Annotated in this window: 17 protein-coding genes; 9 read left to right on the top strand and 8 right to left on the bottom strand. The window is 53.9% G+C overall.

Translation table 11 applies throughout. The annotated features are described in order from the left end of the window. The first annotated feature begins 4 nt into the window (after positions 1 to 4). The 3 genes from JJB07_RS00635 to JJB07_RS00645 are packed head-to-tail and all read left to right on the top strand — an operon-like array spanning position 5 to position 2,228. Positions 5 to 1,372: a sensor histidine kinase gene (locus JJB07_RS00635; RefSeq protein WP_201630274.1), complete on the top strand. Its 1,368-nt coding sequence runs from the start codon at positions 5 to 7 to the stop codon at positions 1,370 to 1,372. A 13-nt stretch (positions 1,373 to 1,385) separates the two neighbouring features. Then, positions 1,386 to 1,856 carry a cupin domain-containing protein gene (locus tag JJB07_RS00640; protein WP_201630275.1) on the top strand — a complete coding sequence of 157 codons (471 nt, stop codon included), beginning with the start codon at positions 1,386 to 1,388 and terminating at the stop codon, positions 1,854 to 1,856. A 30-nt stretch (positions 1,857 to 1,886) separates the two neighbouring features. After that, a complete protein-coding gene (locus JJB07_RS00645) occupies positions 1,887 to 2,228 on the top strand; it encodes a zinc ribbon domain-containing protein YjdM (protein WP_201630276.1) in 342 nt (113 codons plus the stop codon). A gap of 47 nt (positions 2,229 to 2,275) precedes the next feature. On the opposite strand, the gene JJB07_RS00650 is transcribed toward JJB07_RS00645, so the two are convergent. The 6 genes from JJB07_RS00650 to JJB07_RS00675 all read right to left on the bottom strand — a co-directional run bounded on the left by JJB07_RS00650 (position 2,276) and on the right by JJB07_RS00675 (position 8,456). Next, positions 2,276 to 3,658, bottom strand: coding sequence for a radical SAM/SPASM domain-containing protein (locus tag JJB07_RS00650; RefSeq protein ID WP_201630277.1), 1,383 nt, complete (start codon positions 3,656 to 3,658; stop codon positions 2,276 to 2,278). Positions 3,659 to 3,660: 2 nt separating this feature from the next. After that, complete coding sequence (locus JJB07_RS00655) at positions 3,661 to 4,245, bottom strand: flavoprotein (protein WP_201630278.1); 585 nt, start codon at positions 4,243 to 4,245, stop codon at positions 3,661 to 3,663. 21 nt (positions 4,246 to 4,266) lie between these two features. Further along, positions 4,267 to 5,508, bottom strand: a complete 1,242-nt coding sequence (locus JJB07_RS00660) for a metallopeptidase TldD-related protein (protein WP_201630279.1) — start codon at positions 5,506 to 5,508, stop codon at positions 4,267 to 4,269. Positions 5,509 to 5,514: 6 nt separating this feature from the next. Further along, positions 5,515 to 6,822 carry a metallopeptidase TldD-related protein gene (locus JJB07_RS00665; protein ID WP_201630280.1) on the bottom strand — a complete coding sequence of 436 codons (1,308 nt, stop codon included), beginning with the start codon at positions 6,820 to 6,822 and terminating at the stop codon, positions 5,515 to 5,517. Continuing rightward, on the bottom strand, positions 6,803 to 8,038 hold the full coding sequence (locus JJB07_RS00670) for an MFS transporter (protein ID WP_201630281.1): 1,236 nt from the start codon (positions 8,036 to 8,038) through the stop codon (positions 6,803 to 6,805). Before JJB07_RS00670 ends, JJB07_RS00665 begins: the two co-directional genes overlap by 20 nt. Positions 8,039 to 8,165: 127 nt before the next feature. After that, positions 8,166 to 8,456, bottom strand: a complete 291-nt coding sequence (locus JJB07_RS00675; RefSeq protein ID WP_201630282.1) for a hypothetical protein — start codon at positions 8,454 to 8,456, stop codon at positions 8,166 to 8,168. 154 nt (positions 8,457 to 8,610) lie between these two features. Here JJB07_RS00675 and JJB07_RS00680 point away from each other — a divergent pair, with 154 nt between their 5' ends. The 4 genes from JJB07_RS00680 to JJB07_RS00690 all read left to right on the top strand — a co-directional run bounded on the left by JJB07_RS00680 (position 8,611) and on the right by JJB07_RS00690 (position 14,349). Further along, positions 8,611 to 10,827, top strand: a complete 2,217-nt coding sequence (locus JJB07_RS00680; RefSeq protein WP_201630284.1) for a B12-binding domain-containing radical SAM protein — start codon at positions 8,611 to 8,613, stop codon at positions 10,825 to 10,827. A 185-nt stretch (positions 10,828 to 11,012) separates the two neighbouring features. Continuing rightward, a complete protein-coding gene (locus JJB07_RS00685) occupies positions 11,013 to 12,842 on the top strand; it encodes a PAS domain-containing sensor histidine kinase (protein ID WP_201630286.1) in 1,830 nt (609 codons plus the stop codon). A gap of 193 nt (positions 12,843 to 13,035) precedes the next feature. Continuing rightward, positions 13,036 to 13,167 carry a hypothetical protein gene (locus JJB07_RS24150; RefSeq protein WP_283809033.1) on the top strand — a complete coding sequence of 44 codons (132 nt, stop codon included), beginning with the start codon at positions 13,036 to 13,038 and terminating at the stop codon, positions 13,165 to 13,167. Positions 13,168 to 13,248: 81 nt separating this feature from the next. Beyond that, positions 13,249 to 14,349 (top strand): beta-eliminating lyase-related protein, encoded by a 1,101-nt coding sequence (locus tag JJB07_RS00690; protein ID WP_201630288.1) that lies wholly within the window; start codon positions 13,249 to 13,251, stop codon positions 14,347 to 14,349. A gap of 171 nt (positions 14,350 to 14,520) precedes the next feature. Here the strand turns inward: JJB07_RS00690 and JJB07_RS24470 are convergent, their stop codons facing one another. After that, entirely contained in the window at positions 14,521 to 14,637 is a 117-nt protein-coding gene (locus JJB07_RS24470; protein WP_430727192.1) for a putative holin-like toxin, read from the bottom strand. Positions 14,638 to 14,786: 149 nt separating this feature from the next. Here JJB07_RS24470 and JJB07_RS00695 point away from each other — a divergent pair, with 149 nt between their 5' ends. Then, complete coding sequence (locus JJB07_RS00695) at positions 14,787 to 15,677, top strand: phosphotransferase family protein (RefSeq protein WP_201630290.1); 891 nt, start codon at positions 14,787 to 14,789, stop codon at positions 15,675 to 15,677. A 90-nt stretch (positions 15,678 to 15,767) separates the two neighbouring features. Further along, positions 15,768 to 17,417 (top strand): glutamine--tRNA ligase/YqeY domain fusion protein, encoded by a 1,650-nt coding sequence (locus JJB07_RS00700; protein ID WP_201630292.1) that lies wholly within the window; start codon positions 15,768 to 15,770, stop codon positions 17,415 to 17,417. 98 nt (positions 17,418 to 17,515) lie between these two features. Here the strand turns inward: JJB07_RS00700 and JJB07_RS00705 are convergent, their stop codons facing one another. Then, on the bottom strand, positions 17,516 to 18,112 hold the full coding sequence (locus JJB07_RS00705; protein WP_201630294.1) for an HD domain-containing protein: 597 nt from the start codon (positions 18,110 to 18,112) through the stop codon (positions 17,516 to 17,518). Between the last annotated feature and the right edge of the window lie 115 nt (positions 18,113 to 18,227).

Consider the following 18,227-nt stretch of genomic DNA (forward strand, 5'->3'; position numbering starts at 1 on the left):
CTCTATGAAAAGGCGGCTTTTTAAAGGCGATTTGTTCGATCGGACGCGCAATACGCTCACGTTGCAATACAGCGGTGTCCTCATTGCGTTTCTCAGTTTGTTTGTCATCTTGGTGTATGTCTCCCTCTATGTATTCATCTGGAACGACCAGCGAACTCAACTGAACGAACTCGCCGACCGCGAAATTCACACTCTGCAAGCGTGGGCCGACCAAGACAGCGATCCGAATCGACGCCCGCCGCGCTCTGTGGAGGACGCATTCTCGACGAGCACGGATCAGTCGTTCTATTACTTGCTTGCTGACAATGGGACCCTGAATTTGGCGGATGAGATGCAGTCGGAATTGCGCCCTCAGGTGATGGCGTACATTTCGGAGGGACACTTCAAGGGGAACGGAATCGAGCAAGCAACCTTTCAAACGTACGACAACTTATCTGCAGATGAGCTCGGGCACCCGAACCGGAGCAAGGACGCAACCTTCCTCGTCACCCATCGGGTGTTGTACGGGAATCAAGTGCCCATCGGCACTTTGTATTTGGGAAAGGAAGTTACGTTCCAGCACGATCTGTTCCGTTGGCTGCTCCTGTTGCTTATCGGGATGGCGCTCGTTTTCTTTGTACTGGCTCTCTGGTTCAGCCGTCTGATGTCGCGCAAAGCGATGATCCCGATTGCCAAAGCGTACACGAAACAACGCGAGTTCGTGGCGGATGCTTCCCATGAACTGCGCACTCCGCTGAGCGTCCTGCTGGCCTCGATCGAAGCCCTTCAACTGGAAGAAACGATTGAGAGCGACCCTTTTTCAAAAAAAGTACTCCTCGGCATGGAAGCGGAGGTTCACGCGATCACCAAGATGGCGGGAGAACTGCTGCAACTCGCCCGTTCTGATTCCAATGAACTCGTGCTGGATCGCTCCCTGTTCAATCTGAGTGCCGCCGCCGCAGGTGTGATTGAAAAGCTCCGGCCGTTTGCTCAGGCGAAGGGCATCGTCCTCCACCTGCACGCTCCCGACGAGCTGAACGTGCAGTGGGACGAGGAGAGAGCCACGCAGTTGCTTGTCCTGTTGCTCGACAATGCGGTGAAATATTCGTCAGACCCGGGAGGAGTCCATGTCACGCTCACAGATGACAGGGAGCACGGGACCCGCATCTTCACAATCGAAGTGAAGGACAGCGGAATCGGCATTGCGGCAGAAGCGCTTCCTCGCATCTTCGACCGCTTCTACCGTCAAGATTCATCGAGAACACGCCGAACCGGAGGACACGGTCTGGGTCTTGCAATCGCCAAGAACATCGTCGACGCCGGTGGGGGGACGATTCAAGTAGAGAGCGCAGTCGGGGAGGGCAGTACGTTCCGCGTGCGAATTCCTTGGTAACGAATTGAACGAAATGGGAGTGTTTCCTCTGACCAAAATCCACAATCTACACAACATGCCCGCCGAATCCATCGACATCTACGGGCCCATGAAAACTCTGTACCTTGGACGTGCCGCCGGAAGCGAGAAATTGTACGTGAACGTCGACTACGTACAGCCGGGGGCCAAGAGCACCAAGTACCACACGCATTCGTTGCAGGAAGAGTTTTTCCTGATCCTGAGCGGCACGGGGATCTTGCGCATGAACGATGAGGAGCATCCGGTGAAACAGGGCGACTTCGTGGCCAAGCCTGCCGGAAAGGGGATTGCGCACCAATTCATCAACAACGGTACGGAAGTCCTGAGCATTCTCGATTGCGGACTCGAAGCACCGCATGATGTCGCGACGTACCCGGACGAAGACATCGTCTATGTAAAACACCTCAGAAAAGACTTCAAACTCTCCGAAGCCGTAGAAGACTTTACATCCGATCCCAACGCCTAAAATCAAGCCACCGAAAAGAGGAAGAACACGATGTCCAGTTTGCCGAAATGTCCCGCCTGTAGTTCCGAATATACATACGAAGACGGCAGTTTGCTGATTTGCCCGGAATGCGGGCATGAGTGGTCGTTAGAAGCGGAAAGCGAAACAGCCGAAGAAAGCAAAGTCTTCAAAGACGCCAACGGAAACGTACTGCAAGACGGTGACTCCGTCACAATCATCAAAGACCTGAAAGTAAAAGGAACTTCCTCCGTCCTGAAAATGGGGACCAAGGTCAAAAACATCCGCTTGGTGGATGGAGACCACGATATCGACTGCAAAATTGACGGCTTCGGAGCGATGAAACTCAAGACCGAATTCGTCAAAAAGGCATAATCCAAAAAAAAAGACCGTAGGCGCGTGGACGCCTGCGGTCTTTTTTTTTACTCCCCGACAACAGCCGGTGCCAACTCCAGCCACGGAATGTCGCCCTGTGCGTCGAGCATTTTCATGTAGGCTTTGATGTTCTTTTTCGTGGGCGGGCAAGGGGTTTTGCCGCTCTCGATCTTCTCCAGGGGGCAGGCTTCCCCTTGGCAGGAGGGGCGGAAGAAGCACTTCTGACAACGGGAGTCTTCGGCGGCACCGTTGGCAACCCAGAGCATCAGGCGTTCATAGAACAATTCCATCTGCCCGTCTTCGTGCAACTGCCCGACATGGTTGCGCTCGTCGTCGAACGCGACCGTGCATTTGTAGACCATGCCGTCCGACCCGATGACAAATGAATTCGGACGCGCCGCATAGCACGTGCTGCCGGCCGGATTGAACATGCCTTTGTATTCAAAACGAAGACCCATCTCAATCCCTTCCTGCATCAACGGGATGATGTCTTTCGTGTCGCAGAGATGCATGTTGGTGTCGTTTTCGCCGCCGAGCTGTTGCACCGGAACGAAGTGATTGCTGAATCGCGGGTCATCGCCGAACGTCTCTTGCATCAAGTTCATATAAGCGGTCATGTCGTATTGGTTGGCTTGGTCGACGTTGGAGCGGAGTTTGATGATGAAGTCGCGGAGGGAGAGGGTTTTGATTGCTTTGAGGTTTTCAAAAATCACATCGAACGTACCGCTGCCGTCGATCTGAATCCGATGCGTATCGTGCGTTTCCTTGGTTCCGTCGAACGTGATCTGGTAATCGCGCATGCCGAGTTTGTAGAGCGTGTAGAACGTGCGCGGCGTCAAGTTGTACCCGTTCGTGGTCATGTTCGAGTAGTACAACTTGCCCTGCTCGCGAACGATCTCGAGGAATTGCTCCGACAAACTCTCGATGATCTCCATCGCCGTCAACGGTTCCCCGCCAAACCACGCTACATGCAACATGTCGTATTTGTACAGTTCGCGGCGGACGTATTCGACGACGCCTTTTTGCGTTTTTTCGTCCATTTTGTTTTTGGCAAACGATTCGTAGCAATACACGCAGCGGAAGTTGCAGTTTTCGTTGGGCATCAAGATCAGGTGCAACACGCGGTCGTTGCGTTGCATCTGTTTTTGCTGCATTGCGGCGCGCATGAACTCGTCGGTTCGCTCCCGGACCAAAAAACCGTCGGCAAACAGCGCCGGAACCAGCGGCGAGTCAGAGTCCGCCTCCGCTCCTTTGTCGAGGAGCAAGATCGTCTCTTCCTTGCGTTCGTGCGGCACCTTGCGGAAATTTCCGGTGTAGGAGTTGTACAGCAACAGGTTGTCCTGCTCATCGTACGTGCGGACGTTGTAGCGGGACGCCACGTAGCGCAACCCCGTCTCATTCAAGGAGATCAATTTGGCGCGTTGTACCATTTTTACGCACTCCCTTGTTCCAAAATTTCCGCCATGCGCAGGCGCAAGTCGGCGACTTGTGGCATGCACGGCGCTTCGATGCGTTTCCCGGTCGAAGCTTGATAGCCCACTTGCATCACCGGGTCGATGATGGCATACCCATCCTCGCGCAACTGCTTGATGTTACGCTGAATCGCCGGTTTGTTCATCATCACCGAGTTCATGTTCGGCACAAACGCGAGAGGCGACGTGCTGGCGATGATCGTCGTGGACAGCAGATCGTCTCCGATCCCGTGCGCCGCTTTCGCCAGCAGATTGGCCGAAGCCGGCAATATCAAAAAGAAATCCGCCCACTGTGCCAATTCGATATGTAAGACGCGCCCGGTGCCCGGCTCGTAAAAATCGGTGTACACACGACTTTTGCAGAGCGCTTCCACAGTAGTCGGCGGAATCATGCGGGCGGCTTTGTCTGTCATGATCACCTGAATTTCGCGTGCGACTTGCAAAAAGCGCATCGTAGACAGGTAATCGAGCAAGTTGGTCACGCCAATCGAAGCGGAAGCGCCGACCAGCAAGCGTTCCACCAAAAAACCGTCAGTACCTTGCATGTCAATCGCTCCTTTCTTGCATCAACCGGATCGGAGGGAAACACTCGGTGCGTACATCCACGGCACTTCGCGGGAACTCAACTGTTTTCGTTCCCGAGAGAGCACGAGCTGCGAACGGAAAAAAGGCAGAATGTCGAGAAAAAGTACAGACTTGGCAGGGACTTTGCCGATCACCTTGCCGTCTTCCACCCAATAGGCTTCCACGACCGGGATTCGTGCCGAGGTGAACAGATAGTCGCGGTTGTAACTCGGCGACAATTCATGAATCAGCAACCCGCGCCCCACAGAGGCGACCAACTCCGCAGAACTCACTTGTCCGCCGCTCACTCGCAGATAGGGAAGGGCAGAAGTCGGCAACGCGAAATTGGAAAAAGGAGTCGGGCGGGTTGTGCGAAATCCACTTCCTGTCAACGCGCCTCCGATCTGCTCCGCGCTCAGCCGGTCTTGAAACCCTGAAACAAAGTACCCGTCTTCGATCAGCGGCGTCTCAGACAACGGAACTCCCTCATCATCGACGGCGGGGCGGTAGGACACATTCGTATCCAGTGTCAGTCCGGCAGATGCGACCCGCTCCCCTTGGTGCAAGCGCAGAGCGGAGACCGGCAATTGGCTTTGAACGCCGGGGTTCAAGTACGGCACCCAGAGATTGAGCAACAGATCGAACGCTTGCGGGGTAAAAACGACTTCATACGTCCCCGAGTCGAGCGCCGTGGCGGGCACTTCATCCTCCAAACACAGCTCCAGTCGGGTCAGTTCGTCTAGTTCCGGGAGAGAATCAATCGTATAGGAAGTCGAGGAGTTCACTTTTGCATCAGGCGTTTGCTTGACATGCACGTGATGCTCGAAAAAGTCTTGGGTGAGAGCTACCGTTTCTTGCTGATCGTGCCACAATGTCATGTCTCGTCTGACATGGCGGGTGGTGAGCACGTAGCCTGCGTACCGAGCCGCCAATTTCTGCTGCGTCTCTGCCAACCACTGCTTCATCTGGTCGTGGTCGAGCCGAGCCGGTTGTTGCACGAAGCTGTGGCTGTGCAAAAAAGTCGGCGAGACAGGCACGCCGCCAAACACGACTTCCTCTGCACGCTTCACCAGTCCTTGATCAAGCGAACTCATGGCGGTGGCCACGCCCAAGCGACCGTCTTTGATACACCGCGCGGCAGAAAGAGTCTGTTCCTCAACGACAGGCAGCCCGTTCATTCGGCTGTCATACAGGGTGCTCGTCAAACGAAGGAGGCAAGTTTCAAGCGTCGCGTCGACTCCCATCGTCTCCTACCCCTTTCCGATCCACAGCGATTGAAACAACAGCTCCGGCGCCGTCGCAGATACGACCAACCCGTCCTGTTGATTTTTCCAGCAACTCAGCGCTTGTCGATGCGAGGTCGCCCCGACGCCCACGATCAAGCGCAACGCCTCAAGTCCGCTGCCGTGTACGATCACATCGTCGAGATCGGCCACTACAACGCTGTGTTCGAGCAATTTGGCCCGTTTGATTTGCAGAGTGAAATTCCCATTGCGGCAGACGGCGTTCGACGCGCGCTCCAGCAGCACGGTGCGGGGGAATTCACTGCGCAACGCCGCTTCGTCTGCATCGCCCGCCTCCATCAAAGTGTGATGCATGCGCGGAATCGGCGAGTGCCAACCTCGATAGGAGCGACCATGCCCGTTGGGCGGATCGCCAAACTGCAAGGCGGACGCTTTGGAATGCAACAGCGACCCGATGCTGCCCTCCTCAATCATGGGAGTGCGTTTCGTCAAAATGCCTTCATCGTCAAACAGATGGTCAGGCGCATCCGACACGGTAATCGGCAGGGGAGCGACCCGTCTGCCTCTGCGTTCCCGTAAAAAACGGCCGGTCGGCATATCGGCCTCAAACAGATGTCCAACCACTTCATGCAGGAAAAAACCGGCGACATCGCCAGTCATCAAGCAGGGGTAGCGTCCGGCGGCAAATTCAACGTCCCGAACTTGCCGAGGCCGAATCGTGTTCATCAACAACGGCAAGCGTTCGCGAAGAAGCTCCTGCACCGTCCCGTTGAACAATTCCTGATCGATCCGCAAACTTTTCGCCGCCGCATCCACATGTTCAAACTGCATCCGGGAGGAGAGTTCGTGCCGGATGAGGGTCCGGCCGTTTTTGTTCAAATAGTAGGAGGCTTGCACCGACTCTGAGAGCGTGGTAAAAATCGGATTGCCGTTGACCTCGACTCGGGTGTTCTCATGAAGTTCCTCCAACAAAGACAACATCCCGCCCGCATCAATCGTGGCGGGAGCACCGTCTGTCAAAATCAGCGGTTCTTGCTCTTCCGGCAAAAGCGTCGCCGCAAACACGCGGGCCGCGAGTTGCTCTTGCGCCTGTGCCAACGCGTTGGGCACTTCTTCAAACGTCTGAAAAGATGCCTGCCCGCGATGCGTGCCGTCGAATAACAGTAACCGCCCGCCCTGATGGGAAGCCGGAACGATCGGATAATGGAGTCCGCCTTGCGTGCAGTCAAACGATTCGCCCGTTTTCCACGTCACCTCTTGGAGCAGCGGATGTTGATCGAAGAGACTCTGTAACTCAGGCAGAACCCCGCTCATACTGAACTCCCTCCTTCATTTTTCCACCGAAGATCAGTGTGACCAAAAACGCGGTGAGCGCGAACAGGCCGGCGCCGCGATACAGCCACGTGATCGAAGCGGAGGCGACCAAACCGCCCACCAACATCCCCGTTACATAACAGGTCGTCGTAAAGATATTCAGCAAGCCGAAAAATCGCCCGATCAACGCTTCCGGTACCAATTGCTGAGTCAGCGTGGTCGCGACCAGATTGGGTGCCGTTTGGAAGACGCCGAACAGGAACAGCACGCCGAACGTAACCGGCATCGAGAAAAACGTCATCGAGAGAAGCACCAAACCCAGTCCGGCAAACGTCGTGTAGGTCATCGTGTTGTACGGGTTCCACTTCTGCACAAACTTCGGGAACACAAACGTCGTCGCCAGGGTGCCGACGGCAATCGTCGCGTTCAACAGCCCGTATTGGAATTCATCTCCGCCGAGATACGTGGCGTTAAACACAACCAACTGCGGGATAAACAGGCCCATCAAGAAACTGCCCATCGTGAAAATGAACAGCAATTTCGGGACTGCGGAGATTTTGCGGACTTCTCGCACACCTTCTGCGATGTCTTGAAAAATCGACGGTTTCTTGACCGGCGTCTCTTCGGAAGCAGCGGTTTCAGGCTCCCGCTGGACCATCGTATAGGCGATCCGCACCATCAAGATCGCAGAGAGCAGGTAGGAAACGGCGTCGATCAAAAATGGAACGTTATATCCAAGCATCCCGACGAACAGGCCGGCCGACATCGTGCCGATGATCCTGACAAAACCGGAAATGCCAAAACTCCAAGAGTTAAAGGTTGCCAGTTGATCTGTAGCGGCCGATTGGAGGATGACTTTTTGCTTGGCCGGGAAAAAGAAACAGCTAAACGACACTTGCACGATCAGCAACAGGTAGATCCACCAAAAGTTCGCGGATACCACGGGGATCAAAGCGACGCAGCCCGCACGAACCAGATCGCTCATGACCATCAACTTTTTCGGAGAGACGCGGTCGGCAACGGCACCGGCCACCGTAGAGAACAAAATGATTGCCAGATTCTCGGTAATCATGATCAGCGAGACCAGCAGTGGATTGGACGTGGCTTTGAAGATCAGCAGGGCCACCGTCCCCGCCGTGATCCAGTCCCCAATTTCAGAGAGGAACTGGGAAATCAACAGATAGATGATGTTGGAGCTTTTTTTCGTTTCGTTCATGAAAGTTGCACCTCGATGTTTCTTCTAAAAACTTTGAAAGCACCCGTTGCACACGGATGCTGACAGGACGCTTCGGTAGAGGTATAAGCAAATAGACCGCAGTCTATTTGCTTATACAGTCAAGCCATTAGCAGACGTTGTTGTTGGTGTTTTGGGTCGGGACGGTGCAGACGTTGTTGTTGGTGTTTTGGGTCGGGACAGTGCAGACGTTGTTGTTGGTGTTTTGGGTCGGGACGGTACAGACGTTGTTGTTGGTGTTTTGGGTCGGGACGGTACAGACGTTGTTGTTCGTGTTTTGAGTCGGGACGGTGCACACGTTGTTGTTGGTGTTTTGAGTCGGGACGGTTTGAGCTTCCCCGCTGAGTTCACCTGCGAGTTCTGCTTCGATTGCCAAGATCTCTTGTTCCAACTTGGTCATGTTGATTCCCCCAATCTCTAACTTTTCAGGCATCTCTGCCTTGGATTGATTATAGTTCACGAATTACTCAAGGGTCAATGGATAATATTTAAAGTTGTGAATGCATATTTGATATAAAATGAGCCTCGCACTGCACATTGAAGGAGTGACGCGCTTGAAAACGCTGTTGATGTATCCGCCGGTGACCGACCCGACTTCTGCCTATCACAGTCTGACCTATTTGGAAACGTACGCTCGTGAGCACGGTCATACCGAGATCGACATTGTAGATACAAACATTGAGGCGTTTCACTACTCGATGCGTCCCGAAGAAGTACAACGTGTTTTAACCCACATGCAACAGCGGAGAAGCACGTTGGAAGCGCAGGCCGAATTGAACGGCTTGGAACAAATCGAGCTGTTCACGATCGTCCAGGCAAGCTCTTTTGACTTCAGCCGACTGTCCGCCGCCGTGGATCTCTTGCGCGATCCGGAAGCGTTTTACCAATACGACCGCTACAAACACGCGGTGGAACTGGTCGTCAATTGGTTGGAATCGCTCAGCATCATGGGCTTCCCCGGACAGTTTGCACAGTTTGGCACCAACTTGCGCGGCCCGCTCAACCCGCAAACGTCTGAAGATTTGGTGAATCACGAACTGACGGAGCGGATGCTGTTGCCGTTCGAACCGTATTTCCAAAACGTCTTGCTCCCGCGCATCGCAGCAGGTGGGTATGCAACCGTCGGAATCAACGTGACCTATACGAATCAGTTGCCGTTTGCTCTGGGCATCTCGCGTTTGATTCGCAACGCGTTCCCCGAGATCACGATTCTGTTTGGCGGCACGGAGGTGTCCGACGTTTGGAAATACATGACGAAGCGCGAGCGCTTTTTCGAGATCTTCGATGCGGCCGATGCGTGCGTGGTCGGAGAAGGCGAGATCGCCTTTGTGCGCTTGCTCGACATGATCGAAAACAAACAGTTCACCAAGCACGCAAACGTGTTCTTCCATCCGCGCCACGAAGTCAAAGACGATCTGCCGGTGATCCAATACCTCGACATCGCAGCGTTGCCGACTCCGAACTTTGACAAAATCAACTGGGACCTCTACCTCTCGCCGGAACCCTTCATCTATTACTCGCCTTCGCGCGGGTGCTATTGGAACAAGTGTACGTTCTGCGACTACGGACTGAACGGCGATTCCCCGACCTCCCCGTGGCGTCACAACCCGTTGGAAAAAGTGGTCGAGGATTTGCGCGTGCTGTCCAAATCCTACAAGTTTATCTACTTCTCCGTGGATGTCTTGGCACCGTCGATGCTGTTGCATCTCTCGGAACGCTTGATCGAAGAGGGCATCGACATCCGCTGGGGTGCTGAAATTCGTTTGGAAAAATACTGGTCCCCGGAGCGGGCGAAACTGCTCAAGGACGCCGGCTGTGTAGCGGTATCGGTCGGGTTTGAATCGGGGAACCAACGCATCTTGAACTTGATCAACAAAGGGACGCAGATCCAGAGCGTCGAGGAAGTCATCAAAAACTTCTCGGAAGCAGGCATTGCGGTGCAGATCATGGGCTTCACCGGATTCCCCGGCGAGACGATGGAAGAAGCGAAGGAATCGATCGACTTCCTCATGGAAACGCGCTCCCAATGGACGTTTGGCGGCTTGGGACGCTTCATGTTGACACAAGGGGCGATCGTCGCCAAACAACCGGAAGAGTTCGGCGTAACCGAAGTAGGGGCGTACCAAAACGAAGACGTTCCGCGCAGTCTGCACTATCTGCATCCGGAAAAACGCACGAAAGAGGAAGAAGATGCGTTGGACCTGCTCAAATCCAAGATGATGACCTACGACTTGGACCGTCCGTGGGTCGGCGGGGTGGACGCGTCCCACTCGTTCTTCTACCATGATCGATTCGGCACCCACGTGCTCAAGCAGATTACCAAGAAACCGGAGGCGACGGCCACGCAAGAATTCGTGCTGAACGGCAACGTCGTCGAGGAGCCGGTCGGCTATCCGCTGAACAACATCCATTCGCCGCGTTCCTACGCAACGGTGCGCATCTCGCAAAAAGAGACTCACAAAGCGGGGATGGTCGCCCGCGAAATTTTCCCGCTCCTCGAATCGCTCGTCATCGCCAAGGACGAAACGGCGAACGTGGAGAAACGACTGATCCGCAACGACGGTTCGCACTTCAAATATTCGAATGAAATTCTCGACTTCTTCGCTTTCTTCAAGGAGGGAAACACGTTGCAAAACTACCTCGACCTCCATCCGGAAGCGGACGCTTCGCTGTTCAAACGACTGCTTCATGTCGCGTTGGAACGGAAATTCCTCAAACCTGCCTTGACCGAAGAGTTGGTATCGACACCGCTTCACCGCGCCTCCCTGTAAGAAAAGGAAATGCCCCCGTTGCCCTGTTGCGCAACGGGGGCATTTTTATGAGATAGAGGTAATAAGCGAGCATTCGACGTACTAGTAATAGAAGGTAAACCATAAGAAATCAAAAAATGAGGATGCAGAAGGCTCCTATATTGTTTGTATATAGATAAAAAACATATAAATAGGGGGTCTTACCAATGGCTGATGAGTGGGATAAACAAGTGAACATGGCACCCAACGGAAAACTACAGTTGGAATCCATTCTTCTCCATAGTGCAGATGCAATTTGGGTGGTTGATCTGGAAGAACGCGTCCGGCAAATCAATCCGGCGTTCGAATCGCTGTTTGGCTGGACGAAAGAGGATGTCATCGGGAACAGCTTGCCGATCGTGCCCGAGAATTTGGCGGGAGAGATCGAACAACTGCATCAAAAAATCAAAGCGGGACACTACGCAAGCGGGTACGAAACGCAACGGCTGTGCAAGGACGGACGCTTGATCTACGTCAGCGCCACGTTGTCACCCGTACGGGATGCGAACGGAGAAGTCATCGGCATCAGTGGAACCTGCCGTGATATAACCGCGACGAAACACGCGGAGGAAGAATTGCGCAAAACCAAGGAGATGCTGGAGTCGTTTGTTCTCAACAGCATGGATGCGATCTGGATGATCGATCTCGACGAACGTGTTCAGCAAATCAACCCGGCGTTTGAAATGTTGTTTGGGTGGACGGCTGAGGATGTCGTCGGGAACCGGCTGCCGATCATCCCCGATTTTTTGTTGTGTGAAATTGAGCAGGTCCACCAAGAGGTCAAGGCGGGCCATTCGAAAAGCGGCTATGAGACGCAACGCCTGTGCAAAGACGGCCGCCTGATCTACGTCAGCGCCACGTTGTCGCCTGTGCGAAACAAACAAGGGGAAGTCATTGGCGTGAGCGGAACCTGCCGTGACATTACGCACACGAAGCGGGCAGAGGAAGAACTTCGCAAAGCCAAGGACTTGCTGGAAGCGTTTGTTGAAAACAGCGCAGATGCGATTTGGATGATCGATCTCGAAGATCGCGTGCAACAGGTCAACCCGGCGTTTGAAACGTTGTTTGGCTGGTCCGAAGAGGAAGTCGTCGGGAACATGTTGCCGATCGTGCCCGACTTTTTGGCAGCGCAAATTCACGAGTTGCATCAAGAGATCAAGTTGGGAAATCGCAAGAGTGGGTACGAAACGCAACGCCGGTGCAAGGACGGACGTTTGATTCATGTCAGCGCCACGCTGTCCCCCGTGCGCAACTCTCAGGGGAAAGTCATCGGAGTGAGCGGCACCTGCCGCGACATCACCAAGAACAAGCAATCGGAGGAGATGCTGATCCAGACGGAAAAGCTGAGCATCGCGGGGGAATTGGCGGCCGGCATGGCGCATGAAATTCGAAATCCGCTCACCGCTTTAAAAGGGTTTGTGCAGTTGATGAGCTATGACCACGACTCGCAGAGCAAATATCTCGACGTCATGGCATCTGAATTGAGCCGCATTGAATTGATCGTGAGCGAGCTGCTTGTGTTGGCCAAGCCACAAGCCAATGTCTTTAAACGTAAGGAGATCAGCCCGATCATCCAAGATGTGTTGACGCTCAGTGAAGCGCAGGCGATCCTGCACAACATTCAGATTCAAGCTCTCTTGGAGGATGACTTGCCCGCACTTGATTGTGACGAAAACCAAATGAAACAAGTGCTGATCAACTTTATCAGAAATGCCATCGAAGCGATGCCGGGCGGTGGTACGATCCGCGTGGAAGCGACTCTTGCGGACCCCTCCCACATGCGGATTCGCGTTCAGGACGAGGGCAAGGGAATTCCCCAAGAGCAACTCGCGCGCCTCGGCGAGCCTTTTTATACAACGAAGACCAAAGGCACGGGACTCGGCCTCATGGTCAGCAAAAAAATCATCGAAGGGCATCAGGGAACACTGGAAATCGCAAGCGAAGTGGGAGTGGGGACGACGGTGGACCTGTACTTGCCGCTTCCGGACGGAGATTGATTCAGATAGACATGGAAAGCCGGTCACGCTCACTTGTGACGGGCTTTTTTTAATGCGCGTACGCAAGTGTGTAAATAAAAATACAAGATAATTAAAAATAAGTTGATTAGCCGTTGTGTGCGTGTTACAATCGAAACAAGCGAAGGAATTCGCTAAAAAATCAGAATATTTTTATAAAATTGGAGGTATCATGATGAAGAAAAAATTGGCGTTTGCTCTGATGTTGGGTGTTCTGGCTGGTTTCGCGCTTCAAGGTACGACCGTGACCCATACGGCAAGCGGGAATACCGCAGATCCCTTGCAAATCATCAATAATATGAGGTAGTTCTCTGACCCCTCGTCGCCGACGAGGGGTTTACTTTTGCGTTGTGGTAAGATAGAGACAACATGGAAGGAGTGACACCCGGTGAACCAAGAGAACAAATTATTGAAAGCCTTCAACCAAACTGCCTACCAAGTAGCGGGTCACGGCAAGCGAAACGTTCAGATATTGAAAGATGCGTTGGACGTCATCGAGGGCGATATCGAGAGCGATATGTACGGCTCAGGCAAGCTCATCGAAGACTTTCAAACCAAGATGGCGAAATATTTGGGGAAGGAAAGCGCCGTGTTTTTCCCGAGCGGCACGATGGCACAGCAAATTGCTCTGCGCATCTGGTCGGATCAAAAAGGGTTGAAACGGGTTGCCTACCATCCGTTGTCTCATTTAGAGATTCACGAGCAAGACGGGTTGAAGGAACTACACCATCTCGAACCGATCTTGCTCGGGGAGCGGGACGGCGTGATTCATTTGGAAGATGTCCTGAATATGAAAGAAGACGTCGCCTGCTTGTTGCTGGAGCTCCCGCAGCGCGAGATCGGCGGGCAGTTGCCGGAGTACGCGGAGCTCGAAGCGATCTCGGCCCATTGCCGGGAAAAGGGCATCGCATTGCATCTCGACGGCGCTCGACTTCTGGAGATTCTGCCTTTTTATCAAAAGTCGGCGGAGGAGGTCTGCGCGCTGTTCGATAGCGTGTATGTTTCTTTTTACAAAGGAATCGGCGGGATTGCAGGGGCGATTCTGGCGGGGAATGAAGCGTTCACCAAGGAGTCCAAGGTCTGGAAACGCCGCCACGGCGGGGATTTGATCTCCCTGTACCCGTACATCTTGAGCGCCGATTTTTACTTCGACCAAAGACTGCCCAAGATGGAACAGTACTACGAAGAAGCGAAGGAACTGGCGGGGTACTTCAATCAATGCCAAGCCATTGAAACAAAACCGGCCGTCCCCGTGTCGAACATGTTCCACGTACACTTCCATTTGCCGAAAGAGAAGCTCGAGTCGATTCTGGTCTCCGTGTATGAAGAAACGGGTGTCGGCCTGACCGCCTACCTCCGAGAAATCAACGAGACCACCTCCTATTCCGAAATCTCCATCGGCGATTGCTACTCCACAGTTCCCAAAGAAGTGCTGCAAAAAGCGTTCCAATTGCTTGATGAGAAAATCCGAGTCGTGCACAGCGATTGAGAAGCGGTCCCTGCTTGTGGTAGAATAACATCACAAGAAACGCGTAAACTAAAAAGTGACCGCAGGTGCGGGAAACACCTACGGTCATTTGCACAACTGATACCCGTCAAGGGTGTCGGCTCAAAATTGCTTAAAGAAGTAGACCTCTAAGCCTGGTAGCTCAAGGGAGGTCTACTTCTTTTTTAGTAGGTTTAGTATGTTGAGGAACACATTGATCAATCCGAAAATGATTGCCGCAACCAATGTTCCAAATGCAATCATCACCGTCAAAATCTGAAATTCCGTCATACCGATCTCACCCCCTTTCAACAGGGGATGAGCCGACCACCCTTGAGGAGCCTATTCAATTGTGTTGGTTGTATTCTATCATAGAAGAATTAGAAGAGGAACATCTGTTCTTTAGTTCAAAATAAAAAAGTTATCGGGGCGTGTCCAGTATGGAAGACGTAGAGAAGTGGATTCTTCAATCAGTCGAGGGAAGCACGGAAATTCTCTCGATGACTCCGTTAAAAGGCGGGATGTCCTCCACGCTTCATCGTGTGGAGCTTCTCGTGAACGGGGAAGTCGAGCATGTAGTCCTCCGTCAGTTTACGCTCCGAGAATGGCTCGAAGTAGAACCGGACCTCGCGCAGCATGAAGCGGAGAGTTTGAGATGGGCTCAGGAGGCAGCAATCAACACCCCGCAGTTGATCGCCTACAGCGAGTCCGAAATCCCTGCCGTCCTCATGACGAAACTGCCCGGCTCGGTCGTACTCCAACCTGAGAACTTGAACAACTGGCTCCATCAACTCGCAGAAACGCTCGTCCAAATTCACCAAGTCTCAGCGGAAGGCTACGAGCGGTCGTATCGCTCCTACAACGATCCGATGAAACTGCAAATTCCGGCGTGGTCGGAACACCAAGACCTCTGGCACCGCGCCTTTGAGATCGCACGCGGCCCTCGCCCGCAAACCCGTGAGTGCTTCCTCCACCGCGACTACCACCCCACGAACGTCCTCTGGCAAAACGGACGTGTCAGCGGCGTTGTCGATTGGGTCAACGCCTGCCGAGGCCCTGCGGGTGTGGACGTCGGACATTGCCGACTCAATCTCGCGCTCCTCATCGGTCAGGAGGCTGCCGACCGCTTTTTAGATGAGTACCAAAAACTCGCGGGACCTTCCTTCACCTACGAACCCTACTGGGACCTCATCTCGCTCCTGGAGTGGCTCCCGAACCCGCCCGCCGTCTACCAAGGCTGGGTGGACCTCGGAATTACGCACTTAACTGCCCCTCTGATGAAGGAACGATATGAACATTTGTTGGCAAGCCTAGTACAGAGGCAAGTTTAGAGAAAAACTCCTTTCCCCGAACCCTGCTTTTTTTGTATGATAGAAGCAAACTATTCATGTGACTTCAGTACATGTCGAAAGGTTGGTACCATGGAAAACACATCGAACTCTTCCGACTTCATTCGGGAGATTATCACAGAGGACCTGAAAGCGGGCAAGGTCAGCACCGTCATCACCCGATTCCCGCCGGAACCGAATGGCTACTTACATATCGGACATGCCAAGGCGATCTGCATCAACTTCGAAATCGCCAAGGACTACAACGGCAAAACCAACCTGCGCTTCGACGACACGAATCCGCTCAAAGAAGATGTCGAGTACGTCAAAGCGATCAAAGAAGATATCGCATGGCTCGGTTTTGAATGGGACGGACTGTTTTTCGCCTCCGATTACTTCGGAGAAATGTACGACCGCGCCGTACTGCTGATCAAAAAAGGGCTCGCGTTTGTCGATGATCTGTCTGCCGAAGAGATCCGCCAAACTCGCGGCACCCTGACCGAACCGGGCGAGAACTCCCCGTTCCGCAACCGCTCCGTCGAGGAGAATCTCGATCTGTTCGACCGCATGCGCAAGGGCGAATTCAAGGACGGCGAAAAAGTCCTGCGCGCCAAGATCGACATGACCTCTCCGAACATCAACTTGCGCGACCCGGTCATCTACCGCATCTCGCACACCACGCACCACCATACCGGCGACCAATGGTGCATCTACCCGATGTACGCATTTGCGCACCCGCTCGAAGACGCGATCGAGGGCGTCTCGCACTCGCTCTGCTCGCTCGAATTCCGCGACCAACGCCCGCTCTACGACTGGGTGGTCCGTGAATGCGAGATGCCGCACGTCCCGCACCAATACGAATTCGGCCGCTTGAACCTCACCGACACGATCATGAGCAAGCGCTTTTTGAAAAAGCTCGTGGACGAGCAAGTTGTCGACGGTTGGGACGACCCGCGCATGCCGACGATCTCTGCATTGCGCCGACGCGGGTTCACTCCGGAAGCGATCCGCGCCTTCGTTCGTGAACTGGGCGTTACGCTTGGCGGCGGCGAAGTGGACTACAAAATGCTCGAACACTACATCCGCGAAGACCTCAAGCTGAAAGCTCCGCGCACCATGGGCGTCGTCCGTCCGCTCAAGGTCGTCATCACCAACTACCCGGAGGACCAATCGGAGCTGCTCGAAGCTGAAGTGAACCCGGAAGTTCCGGAGATGGGCACGAAGCAAATTCCGTTCTCGCGCGAGATCTACATCGAACAGGACGACTTCATGGAAGTGCCGCCGGCGAAATACCACCGCCTGTTCCCCGGCAACGAAGTGCGTCTCAAAAACGCCTACTTCATTAAATGCAACGACGTGATCAAGGACGAAGCGGGCAACGTGGTCGAACTGCACTGCACCTACGACGTCGAAACCAAGAGCGGCAGCGGCTTCACGGGCCGCAAAGTCAAAGGCACGATCCACTGGGTCGATGCCAAGAGCGCCGTTCCGGCGGAGTTCCGTCTGTACGAATCCCTGCTGACCGGGGACAAAAACGACGGCGACTTCATCGACCGCCTCAACCCGAATTCGCTGGAAATCGTCCACGGCTTCGTCGAAGCGGACCTGCAAGACGCAAAACCGCAAGACAAGTTCCAGTTCTTCCGCCACGGCTACTTCAACGTGGACCCGAAGCACAGCACGCCGGAACACAAAGTCTTCAACTTGATCGTCTCCTTGAAGAGCTCGTTTCAAGTGAAATAAGCTTCACACGGAAAAAAGGGAGCCTACCGCGACACCGCGGGGCTCCCTTTTTTTATGAATCAAAGCATCTCCCGCAACTCTGCGGTCACGATCCTGGTTCAGTCGAGAGGCAGGTACTCTTTTTCCACAGCATCGCGGATGAGTTCCTGCGCGAACTGCCAGAGAGCCTCGGAGCCTTGCCCGATCTGGGCATTGCGGGTCATCACCATGTCGAGCGTGATGCCATGCTCCTTCCAAGTGGCCCCCTCGGTGTGGTAGTTGTGCAAGAGCGGTGCCAGTCGGTCCAGAGCGGCTGCAAACTGAGACGAGGGCGTACTTCTCTCCTCAAACTCTTGCCACAGCTCGAACATCTCGGTTTTTTGCTCCTCGGGCAGCATCCCGAACAGGCGATGGGCAGCTTTCAACTCCTGCACTTGCTTGTCTTGCTGGCCTGCCAGATCGTAGGCGGACACATCGCCCGCATCGATTTCCACGATATCATGAATCAGCACCATCTTCACCACGCGCAGCAAATCGACTCCGGGGTCGTTGGCGTGTTCGTGCAAAATCAACGCCATCATCGCCAAATGCCAGGAGTGCTCGGCGTCGTTCTCATGTCGAGAGCGGTCGACGAGGACGGCTCGTCTGTATATGCTTTTCAACTTGTCAATTTCGACGAGGAATCCAATCTGTTGCTTCAAGCGGTTCATGTCCATCTGCTGCAAGCCCCCTTTTTTTGTACTTCTACGTTAGCATTTTTTTCCATGTTCAACAAGACGGGGGCGACGGACCTGGAGTGCGGTCTTTTTTTTGTTTATATTGCGTTTACAC

Source organism: Tumebacillus amylolyticus, assembly GCF_016722965.1.
Lineage (GTDB): Bacteria > Bacillota > Bacilli > Tumebacillales > Tumebacillaceae > Tumebacillus > Tumebacillus amylolyticus.

Bases quoted from the DNA above. Each gene is read 5' to 3' on its own strand.
- JJB07_RS00635 (WP_201630274.1), top strand. From the start codon at position 5: ATGAAAAGGCGGCTTTTTAAAGGCGATTTGTTCGATCGGACGCGCAAT.
- JJB07_RS00640 (WP_201630275.1), top strand. From the start codon at position 1,386: ATGGGAGTGTTTCCTCTGACCAAAATCCACAATCTACACAACATGCCC.
- JJB07_RS00645 (WP_201630276.1), top strand. From the start codon at position 1,887: ATGTCCAGTTTGCCGAAATGTCCCGCCTGTAGTTCCGAATATACATAC.
- JJB07_RS00650 (WP_201630277.1), bottom strand. From the start codon at position 3,658: ATGGTACAACGCGCCAAATTGATCTCCTTGAATGAGACGGGGTTGCGC.
- JJB07_RS00655 (WP_201630278.1), bottom strand. From the start codon at position 4,245: ATGCAAGGTACTGACGGTTTTTTGGTGGAACGCTTGCTGGTCGGCGCT.
- JJB07_RS00660 (WP_201630279.1), bottom strand. From the start codon at position 5,508: ATGGGAGTCGACGCGACGCTTGAAACTTGCCTCCTTCGTTTGACGAGC.
- JJB07_RS00665 (WP_201630280.1), bottom strand. From the start codon at position 6,822: ATGAGCGGGGTTCTGCCTGAGTTACAGAGTCTCTTCGATCAACATCCG.
- JJB07_RS00670 (WP_201630281.1), bottom strand. From the start codon at position 8,038: ATGAACGAAACGAAAAAAAGCTCCAACATCATCTATCTGTTGATTTCC.
- JJB07_RS00675 (WP_201630282.1), bottom strand. From the start codon at position 8,456: ATGACCAAGTTGGAACAAGAGATCTTGGCAATCGAAGCAGAACTCGCA.
- JJB07_RS00685 (WP_201630286.1), top strand. From the start codon at position 11,013: ATGGCTGATGAGTGGGATAAACAAGTGAACATGGCACCCAACGGAAAA.
- JJB07_RS24150 (WP_283809033.1), top strand. From the start codon at position 13,036: ATGAAGAAAAAATTGGCGTTTGCTCTGATGTTGGGTGTTCTGGCTGGT.
- JJB07_RS24470 (WP_430727192.1), bottom strand. From the start codon at position 14,637: ATGACGGAATTTCAGATTTTGACGGTGATGATTGCATTTGGAACATTG.
- JJB07_RS00695 (WP_201630290.1), top strand. From the start codon at position 14,787: ATGGAAGACGTAGAGAAGTGGATTCTTCAATCAGTCGAGGGAAGCACG.
- JJB07_RS00700 (WP_201630292.1), top strand. From the start codon at position 15,768: ATGGAAAACACATCGAACTCTTCCGACTTCATTCGGGAGATTATCACA.
- JJB07_RS00705 (WP_201630294.1), bottom strand. From the start codon at position 18,112: ATGGACATGAACCGCTTGAAGCAACAGATTGGATTCCTCGTCGAAATT.